Origin of the sequence: Neobacillus solisequens, assembly GCF_051233465.1 — a bacterium.
GTDB lineage: Bacteria > Bacillota > Bacilli > Bacillales > Cytobacillaceae > Neobacillus.
The window spans coordinates 155,416-167,626 of record NZ_JBKFGJ010000014.1 but is presented as its reverse complement, the minus strand read 5'-3'; the positions used below and the strand labels follow the sequence as shown (position 1 = coordinate 167,626).

General features: G+C 37.4%; 10 protein-coding genes and 1 other annotated feature. Of the genes, 6 read left to right on the top strand and 4 right to left on the bottom strand.

Going from position 1 to position 12,211, the window contains the following annotated elements; translation table 11 throughout:
* Window positions 1–8 precede the first annotated feature (8 nt).
* Window positions 9–197, bottom strand: a complete 189-nt coding sequence (locus ACI3K6_RS15310) for a hypothetical protein (protein WP_335475053.1) — start codon at window positions 195–197, stop codon at window positions 9–11.
* A gap of 164 nt (window positions 198–361) precedes the next feature.
* Window positions 362–595 (top strand) — a binding site (T-box leader).
* Window positions 596–651: 56 nt separating this feature from the next.
* Between ACI3K6_RS15310 and ACI3K6_RS15305 the strand changes: the two genes are divergently transcribed.
* From ACI3K6_RS15305 to ACI3K6_RS15295, 3 genes are all read left to right on the top strand, one after another.
* Window positions 652–3,294, top strand: coding sequence for a valine--tRNA ligase (locus ACI3K6_RS15305; protein ID WP_435555484.1), 2,643 nt, complete (start codon window positions 652–654; stop codon window positions 3,292–3,294).
* 68 nt (window positions 3,295–3,362) lie between these two features.
* Window positions 3,363–4,682: a bifunctional folylpolyglutamate synthase/dihydrofolate synthase gene (locus tag ACI3K6_RS15300; protein WP_435555483.1), complete on the top strand. Its 1,320-nt coding sequence runs from the start codon at window positions 3,363–3,365 to the stop codon at window positions 4,680–4,682.
* Between the two features lie 70 nt (window positions 4,683–4,752).
* Complete coding sequence (locus tag ACI3K6_RS15295) at window positions 4,753–6,465, top strand: sensor domain-containing diguanylate cyclase (protein ID WP_435555482.1); 1,713 nt, start codon at window positions 4,753–4,755, stop codon at window positions 6,463–6,465.
* Window positions 6,466–6,512: 47 nt separating this feature from the next.
* On the opposite strand, the gene ACI3K6_RS15290 is transcribed toward ACI3K6_RS15295, so the two are convergent.
* Genes ACI3K6_RS15290 through ACI3K6_RS15280 form a run of 3 tightly spaced genes read right to left on the bottom strand, consistent with a single transcriptional unit; the run spans window position 6,513 to window position 8,300 of the window.
* On the bottom strand, window positions 6,513–7,394 hold the full coding sequence (locus ACI3K6_RS15290) for a hypothetical protein (protein WP_435555481.1): 882 nt from the start codon (window positions 7,392–7,394) through the stop codon (window positions 6,513–6,515).
* 12 nt (window positions 7,395–7,406) lie between these two features.
* Entirely contained in the window at window positions 7,407–7,859 is a 453-nt protein-coding gene (locus tag ACI3K6_RS15285; protein ID WP_435555480.1) for a prepilin-type N-terminal cleavage/methylation domain-containing protein, read from the bottom strand.
* Window positions 7,860–7,862: 3 nt separating this feature from the next.
* On the bottom strand, window positions 7,863–8,300 hold the full coding sequence (locus tag ACI3K6_RS15280; RefSeq protein ID WP_435555479.1) for a prepilin-type N-terminal cleavage/methylation domain-containing protein: 438 nt from the start codon (window positions 8,298–8,300) through the stop codon (window positions 7,863–7,865).
* Between the two features lie 167 nt (window positions 8,301–8,467).
* Between ACI3K6_RS15280 and ACI3K6_RS15275 the strand changes: the two genes are divergently transcribed.
* The 3 genes from ACI3K6_RS15275 to ACI3K6_RS15265 are packed head-to-tail and all read left to right on the top strand — an operon-like array spanning window position 8,468 to window position 12,207.
* Window positions 8,468–9,190, top strand: a complete 723-nt coding sequence (locus ACI3K6_RS15275) for a hypothetical protein (RefSeq protein WP_435555478.1) — start codon at window positions 8,468–8,470, stop codon at window positions 9,188–9,190.
* A gap of 32 nt (window positions 9,191–9,222) precedes the next feature.
* Window positions 9,223–10,530 (top strand): G5 domain-containing protein, encoded by a 1,308-nt coding sequence (locus tag ACI3K6_RS15270; protein ID WP_435555477.1) that lies wholly within the window; start codon window positions 9,223–9,225, stop codon window positions 10,528–10,530.
* 15 nt (window positions 10,531–10,545) lie between these two features.
* Window positions 10,546–12,207, top strand: a complete 1,662-nt coding sequence (locus ACI3K6_RS15265) for a GspE/PulE family protein (RefSeq protein WP_435555476.1) — start codon at window positions 10,546–10,548, stop codon at window positions 12,205–12,207.
* Window positions 12,208–12,211 lie beyond the last annotated feature (4 nt).

Sequence of the window (12,211 nt, the reverse complement as noted above, 5' to 3'; positions counted from 1 at the left end):
ATGGGCTCCTAAATAATTTCGAAATAAACAGTGATGGCAATAACAAAAAAGAATAATAATAACAAAACATCAAAAACGGTTGGTAGAAACAGCGTCCGTATTAATTGAAAAATCATAAACGGAATAATCAGCTGTCCGCAAAACCTCCGAAATGTTCTAAACCAGGGACGGTGTTTAAACTTTTGGAAATTCCTCACCCTATAACCTCCCCTTTCCCATTTTACGTCTATTTTATGTATATTCAAAAAAATGTGTGAACTCCACTCTAAAAAATTTCATATCGTATAAATAACAAAAAAATTGGTTATCATGATTGACGTCAAGCACCTTTTTTGGGTAGTATAACAATATAATTTAATTAATTCATGCTAAGACAGGGAAGAGTACGACGGTCAGCCTGCTTCAAGAGAGGGAAATCATTAGCTGGAAGATTTCCTAAGTGGAACCTCGGAAGGTCGCCCAAGAGCATCTTCTGCGAAAAGATGAAAATCTTAGTAGTTGAAGACGGATCAAATCCGTTATTCGTTTAAGTGCCAATCAGACCTTCTGATTGGAAAAAAGGTGGTACCGCGAAGCAACTCCATTCGTCCTTTTATGACGAATGGGGTTTTTTATTTTTACTGCCGTAATGAAGTAAAGGAGGAATATAAAGTGGAAACAAAAGAATTAACAATGCCGACAAAATATGACCCACAAAGTATTGAAAAAGGCCGATATGATTGGTGGTTACAAGGAAAGTTTTTTGAAGCAAAGGATGATGAAAGCAAAAAGCCGTACACAATTGTCATCCCGCCGCCAAACGTAACCGGAAAACTGCATTTAGGTCATGCATGGGATACTACACTACAAGATATTATTACACGAATGAAGCGTATGCAGGGTTATGATGTCCTTTGGCTGCCAGGCATGGACCACGCCGGGATTGCCACTCAGGCAAAGGTGGAGGAAAAGCTCCGCAATGAAGGTAAAAGCCGTTACGACCTCGGCCGGGAAAAATTCGTGGAAGAAACATGGAAGTGGAAGGAAGAATATGCGGCTCATATTCGCCAGCAATGGTCAAAATTGGGCTTAGGTCTGGATTATTCCCGTGAGCGGTTCACACTGGATGAAGGCTTATCGAAAGCAGTCCGTGAAGTATTTGTCACTCTATATAATAAAGGCTTGATTTACCGCGGAGAATACATTATTAACTGGGATCCATCCACAAAGACAGCCTTATCTGATATTGAGGTTATTTATAAAGATGTTCAGGGTGCATTCTACCACATGAAATATCCGTTAGCTGACGGATCCGGTTCCATTGAAGTAGCTACCACACGTCCAGAAACAATGCTGGGAGATACAGCAGTTGCGGTTCATCCTGAAGACGAACGCTATAAGCACTTAATTGGCAAGACGGTAATCTTACCTATCGTTGGCCGGGAAATTCCGATTGTCGGAGATGATTATGTCGACATGGAATTCGGTTCTGGTGCCGTTAAAATTACACCAGCACATGACCCGAACGACTTTGAATTAGGTAATCGCCATAATCTTGAACGTGTACTAGTGATGAACGAAGACGGTACAATGAATGAAAAAGCTGGCATATACAAAGGTCTTGACCGTTTCGAGTGCCGGAAGCAAATTGTAAAAGATCTACAAGAACAAGGAGTTCTCTTTAAAATTGAAGACCATCTTCATTCTGTAGGACATTCTGAACGAAGCGGTGCTGTAGTTGAACCATACCTTTCAACTCAGTGGTTTGTTAAAATGCAGCCGCTAGCTGAAGAAGCGATTGCCCTTCAAAATAAAGAAAACAAAGTAAACTTCGTTCCAGAACGATTTGAAAAAACCTATTTACATTGGATGGAAAATATCCGTGACTGGTGTATTTCCAGACAGCTATGGTGGGGACATAGAATTCCAGCATGGTATCACAAAGAAACCGGTGAGGTATTCGTTGGCCATGAGGCACCAGAGGATGCAGAGAATTGGGAGCAGGATAAGGACGTATTAGATACATGGTTTAGTTCTGCATTATGGCCATTCTCTACAATGGGCTGGCCGGATACAGAAGCAGCTGATTTCAAGCGATACTTCCCTACCGGTGTGCTAGTAACAGGTTATGATATTATCTTCTTCTGGGTTTCCAGAATGATTTTCCAAAGCATCGAATTTACCGGAGATCGTCCATTTAAAGATGTTTTGATACACGGACTAGTTCGTGATGAGCAAGGACGGAAAATGAGTAAATCGCTTGGTAATGGGGTAGACCCAATGGAAGTGATCGATCAATATGGCGCTGATGCACTGCGTTACTTCTTATCAACGGGAACTTCACCAGGTCAGGACTTGCGCTATAGCACTGAAAAAGTGGAAGCAACTTGGAATTTTGCCAATAAGATTTGGAACGCCTCCCGTTTTGCGTTAATGAATATGAATGGTTTGACTTTCGAGGAAATTGATTTCAGCGGAGAAAAATCCGTTGCTGACAAATGGATATTAACACGATTAAATGAAACGATTGACCATGTTACTAAGTTGTCTGAGCGCTATGAATTTGGTGAAGTAGGGCGTGCTCTCTACAATTTCATTTGGGATGACTTCTGTGATTGGTATATTGAAATGGCGAAACTGCCATTGTATGGCGAGGACGAAGCGGCAAAGCAAACGACTCGTTCCATTTTAGCCTATGTCTTAGATCAAACCATGCGCCTATTACATCCGTTTATGCCATTTATCACGGAAGAAATTTGGCAAAACCTGCCTCATTCTGGGGAGTCGATTACATCAGTTAACTGGCCAGAAGTGAATCCAGAGTTTACGGATGAAGCCGCGGCACAAGAAATGAAGCTATTAGTGGAAATGATTCGCTCTGTACGTAATATACGGGCAGAGGTAAATACGCCACTAAGCAAGAAAATTAAAATGCTTGTAAAAGCTAAAGATACTAATACACTTCATACTATTGAAAAGAACCGTGCCTATATCGAGCGATTCTGTAATCCGGAAGAGCTGCAAATGGGTATTGATTTAGAAATTCCTGAAAAAGCAATGACGGCTGTTATAACAGGCGTTGAAATCATCCTTCCGCTTGAAGGATTAATCAATGTTGATGAAGAAATTGCTCGGCTTGAAAAAGAATATGATAAACTAAATAAAGAAGTTGAACGTGTTCAAAAGAAATTAAGCAATGAAGGCTTTATGAAAAAAGCTCCTGAAAATGTAATTGCAGAAGAACGCGGTAAACAAAAAGACTACATGGAAAAACGAGATATTGTTTGGTCACGTCTAAAGGAATTAAAAGGTTAATGATGAGGTGGGATGAATCCTGTATTGGATTCATCTCGCCTTTTATTACTTAAAAAGAGGTGTCAGAGATGTTTACTACCTATAAGGAAGCCCTCGACTGGATTCATGGAAGACTGAGACTGGGAATTAAACCAGGGTTAAAACGAATGGAGTGGATGATGGAGCGGCTTGGCTCCCCGGAAACACAACTCAAGGCAGTTCACATTGGTGGGACGAATGGAAAAGGGTCAACGGTTACTTTCCTCCGTAATATTTTACAAGCGGGAAACTATACTGTTGGAACGTTTACTTCTCCTTATATTGAGCAATTTAATGAACGAATCAGCGTAAATGGACAACCAATAAGTGATCAAGAAATATTGGAATTAACCAATATCATTCTGCCATTAGCAGATGAATTAGAAGCGACTGAACTTGGAGGTCCAACTGAATTTGAGGTCATCACAGCGATGGCGTTTTATTATTTTGCCAGAATGCGTTCAGTAGATATTGTGATCTTTGAGGTAGGTCTTGGTGGACGTTTTGACTCGACTAATATTGTAAAGCCGCTAGCTTCCATCATTACGAATATTGGTCTCGATCACACGAATATTCTTGGCAATACCTATGAGGAAATTGCTTTTGAAAAAGCAGGGATTATAAAGGCTGATACACCGATTTTTACGGCCGTTCAACATCCCGGTGCTTTAAAGGTTATAACTGAACAGGCAGAAAAAGTGGGTGCCCCTATTTATCGGATTGGTTCAGAATTTTTCATAACAGACCACACCTCTCTTGCAAAAGGTGAGAAGTTTACTGTTCAAACAGTGAATAATAGTATTGAGAACGCTGAAATTTCCATGTTAGGGAAACACCAGACGGAAAATGCAGTACTTGCCGTGAATGCAGCGCAATTTTTAGGAGAAAAAGGGTTCAACCTTACTGAGCAGAATATAAGAGATGGGTTAAAAAATGCCTACTGGCCCGGGCGATTTGAAATTATTTCGGACAACCCTCTTATTATCATTGATGGAGCCCATAACGATGAAGGGATTGCCACATTGGTTCAAGAGATTTCAAGCCGTTACACAGGTAGGAACATCCATATTGTATTTGCTGCCTTAAAAGATAAAAAGCTGGATCAAATGATCTCACAACTGGACCGGATTTCCAATCAAATTACTTTTGTCAGCTTTGATTTTCCACGGGCGGCTCATGCAGAACAATTGTTGGAGTATAGTAAATCATCTCTAAAATTAGCGGTTGATGACTGGCAGGAGTACTTAACAGATGAAATACCAAATATAAAACCAAATGATATGCTTGTCATTACTGGATCGTTGTATTTTATTTCTGAAGTGAAACCGTTTTTGTCGAAATGTTTAAAAAATAGAAAGATTTCTTTATGACAATTTTTTTATTTTTTGATAAAATATTTTTATCGCTATTTATTCAAAAATAATAGGGGAGGGGAGAAGTATGGGGGTTACTGCAGAAAAAAAGCGAATTCTTTTTTTAGTCTGGATCCTGTTAGTGCCAATCGGACTATGGTACACATATAAACACTACCCTCCTCAAATTGCAGGTCACTGGCTGGATATGGCAGCATTCTTGATTCTTTATGCAATCGTGGCCTCAATGCCAATGATCATAAACAATACACCAATATTTTTAATGCAATGGGCTACACTCTCAGCGTTCTTGAGTTATGGACTTTTTGTAGAGATCATTTTTTCACAAGTTGCTGTCATTGTGTTGTTATTAAGGTTAAGGGTTCAGAAGGATCAATTATTTCGATACCCGCTGAATTTTACGATGTTCTTTATCGTGTCTTTTGTCAGTGGATTGGTTTATTATTGGCTGGGTGGGAATCTTGCTCCAAATATGGAGACTGATATCCGTTCATTCTGGCTCGCCATCCTTTATGCCTTTTTAACCTATGTTTTAAATCAGGTGATCATTTGGTTCAACCTATATTTTGTATACAACAGTAAAGAGCCTTATTTTGGTAAGGATTTTATTGTCGAGACGGTTACAACTCTGATTACTTTCCCAATAGGCTTCATTTTATATATTTTATATAACCAAATAGGACTATGGGCATTGCTTTTTGTCGGTATTCCATTTATCTCCCTTTCCATCATTTTCAATCTTTATTATTCCAGTCAACAAATTAATGAGTACTTGCAAAAGGCGGCGGAAATCGGTCATCAGTTAGCAGGAAGGCTGCAAGTTAAAGCAGTTTCAGAATTATTTATGCAAAAGCTGACGGAAATGCTCCCGGTGGATTACGCCTATATTTTTGAAGAAGAAGATCATCAGCTTAAATTGATTAGACGGCTGGAGTCCGGAGAAGTGTTATCGAATAGAATACTTTCTATTAGAAAAAATGAAGGAATTATTGGCAGAACATGGGCCAGCGGGGATGCTACACTATACCATGGAAAAATGGAATGGCGTGGACTTACCAATGAATTGATGCCGGATGACGTCCAAAGTATCCTAAGTGTTCCTATTGTCAAGAATAGAGATGTTACGGGTGTATTATTATTGGCATCGAGACGAAAGCGTGCTTTTGAAAAGTTCCAACTGACCATCCTGGATATTTTGTGCTCTTACTTTGCTGTCGCCATGGAAAATGCCAGGCATTACGAGTTGACCAAAAGTCAAAGCGAACGTTGTGCATTGACGAAGTTATATAATTTCCGTTATTTCCAATCATTGTTGTTACGGGAGTTTGTAAAACTGGGACAAAACGAAAACCAAATACTGTCACTAATTGTCATTGACCTCGATCACTTTAAAAATATTAATGATACATACGGTCACCAGAGCGGAAATGAGATCCTTTGTGAGGTAGCCAATCGGATTAGTAAGCTGGTTGGCGGACGGGGAACGGTTGCCCGTTATGGCGGGGAGGAATTCGTTGTCTTGTTACCGGACTGTTCTAGAGAAGATTCATATCAAATGGCCGAACATATCAGACAGGCCATTGCTAACTGGCCTTTTACTCTCACCCAATCAATTGACCATCAACAACAGCAAATTAAAATTACCGCATCAATTGGCGTCGCAACAGCTCCAGATGATGCAGCAGACGCCCAAGCACTGATTCGCCATGCTGACCGTGCTCTTTATGTAGGCGCTAAGCGGGCCGGGAGAAATCGGGTGGCGGAGTATTCGACGTGTTAATAAATAAATAAAAAAAGGATGTCGTTTCCCGGGAAACGGCATCTTTTTTAGTAGCTCACTTTAGTACCAGAATTTGTATCAAATTGCCACTCCATTGCAGAGGGGGCAGCACAAGTATTTTTAGTTATTGGATAATCTACCAATTTATTGTTTGCATCTAATTTATACGTTTTTCCTGTTATACAAATTTTAACTGCGGAATCTTGAATGACAATATCTTTTGCAAAAATAGCATCACCTTTTATATTCAGTTTTGCAGAACCTGCCAATATTAAAGATGTGAAAAATGCCTGTCCATTAATAGTAAGCGTATGATTGCCTTGAATTTGAATGAGACTGCTGAAATAGGTGGACGAATTGTAAGATGTTAACTTTGATGGAGGACTTAGATACCTTGAGTTTTTTTCATTATATGAATAAGTTGAAATAGCGGGATTCAACTGCCCTGCCTTAGATGCACCTGATATTTTTTCAATGGTAAAAAAACCTTTAACGGTTGCAGTTTCTGTACCTGCGGTGCCCGTGCTTTCAAAATTAACAATCATTTTATTCGCAACTGATTTATCTAATGATTTAAAGGTAACTTGATATTTATTATTGCTTGTATCTACCTCAACAGGAGCATTTGCTGTGTTAAGCTTGGAATAAAGGCTGTTATAAAAATAGCCATCATAGGTATTATAGTAAGTTCCATAATAATTTACATAATTTTGTGCTGTGATTTTTGCCGAACTAACATAAGTACTAACTATAGGCTGATAATAGGTTACGCCCATTTCTGCTAAATCTGTTGCTTTATTTCGTGAGTCAGTTTTGTTCAATTGAGCCCTATTCGTTAAGCCGATACCGCCTAATGAAAGTCCAACTATCATTACAATTGAAATAATAATTAAAACAAGAACAAGTGCATATCCTTTTTCTCTTTTCAATAGACACACCCCCTAATATTGTTTAATGACGGTTTCTATTTCATATGATTGTCCTTGTTGATTATATAGTTTTATATAAATATACAACGGGTCATCAGGATAGATGGTTTGTTCTCCAGATATTTCAACATCATCAATTTTAATAATTATATCCACATTATCCTTTTGTAAAGGAATAGTAGCTGATGAAGTTCCTATATATGCTTTTTTCGTTGTAGGATCGTATTTAAGTTTATAAATTTCATTATTATTACTATCAAATGAATGCAAACTTTGTTTTTGATGATAATTTCTTATGGTAGCTAATAATAAGTTTGCCTCTTGATTCAAATTTATTTTTTCAGTAAGACTCTTATAGTTTTTATTTGAATTAATCAAAACTCCAAAAATGACGGATGAAATTAGAAGAAGAATGGTAATTGCCGCTAGTAATTCAACCAATGTTAATCCTTTTTGATTTTTCATGGCTCACCTGCGAATATAAGTGTAGGTTTCGGATTTATTATTTAAGTTTCTGGGGTCTTGAACAATAATTTTAAACATGATTAAATTTTGTGAACTATTATTGCTAACCACGGCACTGTATTTATAATTGGGATCGATTGTATCATCTAATAACAGATTCAGTGTAGAAGCATCGATGGTTTTAGGACTATTTAACACACTACCATTGGAATCAATAATCCCATTAGCTAGTAAATCTTGTTTGGTAATGTCGACCTCAACCAGGTTGACTATTTTTTGGGCAATTTGTAGCGTATCCAATTTTTGCTCATTTTTCTTGGTAAATAATGCGGACTGGGTAAAAAATCCCATAAAGGATAATAGAATAATCGCTAAAATTAGTATCGAAATCAGGACTTCTATTAAAGTAAGTCCTTTTTGGCAATGGAAATTTTTCTTCATTAAAATTCTCCGCCTTAATCTTTTAAAATACTTAAGAGTATTATACAATATTTAGTAAGCAAATTTTGTCTAATAATCGTAAAAAAAAGATAAAAATTATGGAATTTGAAGAAATTTGTCGTAGATGTGATTATTGTACTATTTAATGAAGGCGGGGGTGATTGCAAGTGTTTTTTTGGGTCTTAGGTACTACCTGTATTTTTTTGTTAGCTATCTTACTTATTCCACTTGGTTTTACGCTTAAAGGTAAATTAATAATTGTTTTTACTAGTTTAGTTTTAGCACTAAGTGGGATGGTTGCCGCTGCCAGATTTTCATTATGGTTGACAGCATTAATGTTATTTGCCCTTGTCTTTTTTGCATCGTACTTTATCCATCAACGTTTTGGATCATTGTTGTTTCCTGAAATTTCGTTTGAATCAGACTTGTATGAAGTGAATGCTTTAGATGAACTTAATTATCAAAATGTTAATGGAAAAGAAGATAATTCAGAACTTCAGCAATTATTTTCCTCCTCCAATACAAGAAAAACAATCGATAACTCTTTGCAGATGACTGTTTCTGATCAGAATATTGAACCAGAATTAGTAATGAACGAAGAAGACATTGTATTCTTACAGGATAGAGATTTACCAGTAGAAATCCCAAATGAAATAAACCATGTTGAGTTAAATTATCTTTCCGATATTGAAAGTTTACTAGAAAAAAGCGGTAGTGAAACCCACGATCTTATCGATGAAAAATTAGTAGATCAAACTACCAGACATTTATCCAGGATTGATAAAAATAAAGATATGGCTTTAGATCCATTGAATGAGGAATCATTATTTGATTTTCTGCGTGCTCATGAGGAGGCAGAAGAAGAAAAAAAGGAAAAAGTCAGTAATTAATTAGCCGTTCATTGGAGAGGAGGCAGGGGGATTTGGGAAAACAACAACAAATGATAAAATTATTTGTCGTTTTGCTGGTTGGCACAGCATTTATATTTAGTTTTACCCATTTTGGCGTTAAAGCTTTTCAAAACCTGAATCGTTTAGATGGAAAATTCTCTGATGGCACAACTATTGGTTCATTGGATCTTTCCGGAAAATCCGACTCGGAAGCAACCTCTCTTTTGGAGGAAAAATATGTTGAATGGCTAAAAGGAACAAAATTGAATTTGCAATACGGGGAGAAGACAGCCTCGTTTGATATGAACCAATTTCATTTAAATACCCATCAAACTCTAAACGCTGCTAAAGAAGGCAAAAGCAACTTGGCAACTATAACAGTGAATAAATCCCAAGTTTCCGAACAGTTGGAAATACTTTTTCCACAACTGAATCTGGAGGAAATAGATGTAGATAAATTAGCAAATCGTTTAAATGAAACAGCTTCTCAATTTGTGGAAGGAGAGCAGTCCTTTAATTTAACACCAGACTTCGTATTGGCAGGGCAACAAATTCAAGAAGAAACTGTTAATTTTACAGTGATGAACCTTAAGGAAGTACCATTTGATTTGCAATCTATCATTGAACACAATCCGACTATTGAAATTCCAAAAGGTTCAACTTTTTCATTGCTAGACTTTGCTAGGAAACAAAAAATTAGTGGAGAGGACTCATTAAATGTCCTAGCAACGGGAATATATCAAGCAATTCTGCCAACTAACTTTACAATTGTTGAAAGAAATATAAGCAACTCCCTACCGAATTATGCTGGACTCGGTTTTGAAGCAAAGGTAAATCAAAGTGCGAAGACAGATTTGGTGATTACTAATCCTAACAAAACGAATTATCGTTTGGAGTTCAAATTAGTCGGAGATCAATTTACTATTTCTTTAATAGGACAACAATTTGTTTACCGCTATCAAATTGTTCAAAAGGATTACCAGGAATTACATCCTAAGACGATTATTCAATATAGTCCACTGTTGAAATCGGGCCAAACAAAGATTGTGACAAAAGGGATGAATGGACAAATTGTAAAGATTTATCGTGAAATTTATCAAGGAAATCAACTAGTTAACAGTGAATTAATATCTGAAGATTATTATCCGCCTATCTATCGAGTTGAGATACATGGTCTCGACGGTAATACCCAAACCACAACACAAACAACGATAGACCCAGCAGCAACTCAAAGTGCCAATAGCACAAGAGAAGATCAGTCTACTTTAGTTTCTGAAAATGACCAAACCAATACAACTGAGAGTGACATTTGGGGAAAGCCAAATGAACAACCAAAGTAAAGGCAGGGATGCCAGATGATTCAAACAAGAAAAAGAATTGGCGATTTGTTACTTGATGAAGGATTGATCACTGCTGAACAACTTCAATCGGCTTTACAAGATAAAAGTCCTAATCAAAAATTAGGTGAAGTACTACTACAGAGGGGATATATTACTGAACAACAGCTAATTGAGGTACTCGAATACCAATTGGGTATACCCCATATTAGCCTATTTCATTATCCCTTTGATACAAGTTTATTTACATTGATACCAAAGGAATCTGCTCGTCGGAATCTGATTATTCCGTTGAAACGGGACGGAAATAAATTATTTATTGCGATGGCTGATCCTATGGACTTCTTCGTCATTGATGATTTACGTTTATCTACAGGATTCCAGATAGAACCGGCGATTGCTACAAAGGATGATATTCTTCGTTCCATAAATAAATATTATGATACAAATGATGGTCTAGACGAGCTACTAGATGAGCTGCCAAAAAATGAACGTAGACAGCAGGAGAACTTAACGGATACAGATTCACCCATTGTCCGAGTTGTCAATCAGATCCTGACAAATGCCGTAATACAAAAGGCTAGTGATATCCATATCGATCCTCAAGAGACAAAAGTGATTGTGCGTTACCGTGTTGATGGGATACTAAAAATTGAAAAAACACTGCCTAAAAGTATGCAAAGTGTATTAACAGCCAGAATCAAAATCATGTCTAATCTGGATATTACTGAGCATCGAATTCCACAGGACGGGCGTATTAAACTTAATCTGGATTTCCATCCAGTAGATCTTCGCGTTTCAACACTTCCAACAGTATTCGGCGAGAAGATCGTCATGCGTCTTTTGGATATGGGCTCTACTCTAAATGACATAAATAAATTAGGATTTAACTCCTTGAACCTTAAACGATTTAATGAAATGATTGAAAAACCAACAGGGATTGTCTTAATTACCGGACCTACTGGATCAGGTAAATCATCAACGCTTTATGCAGCACTTAATAAGGTAAATAATGATGAAGTTAACATTATTACTGTTGAAGATCCGGTGGAATATCAATTAGAGGGAATCAATCAGGTGCAGGTGAATTCCAATGTCGGAATGACCTTTGCGGCTGGCTTACGTTCCATTCTCCGACAAGATCCTAATATCATCATGGTAGGGGAGATACGTGATACAGAAACGGTGGAAGTGGCTATTCGTGCATCATTAACAGGGCACTTAGTATTGAGTACGCTTCATACGAATGATTCAATTGGGACTGTAACCCGATTACTAGATATGGGAGTAGAACCATTTTTACTTGCTGCCTCCTTAAGTGGGATTGTCTCCCAACGTCTGGTTCGAAAAGTTTGTCGTGACTGTGCTGAAGAACAAGAACCATCAAAACGTGAGATTGAAATCTTTGCAAAAAGGGGCTTGAAAATAGATAAAATCATGCGAGGCAAGGGTTGTTCTTCTTGTAATATGACTGGTTATAAAGGAAGAATAGCGTTGCACGAGGTTCTTGTTATCAATGATGAAATTCGTAGGGTCATTATGAATGGTGAATCATTCCAAAAACTGAAAGAGATTGCTATAAAAAACAAAACCATTTTTTTAATTGATGATGGATTATTAAAAGTAAAACAAGGGATAACCACAACAGAAGAGGTTTTACGTATTGCAATTTTGGAGTAGGAGA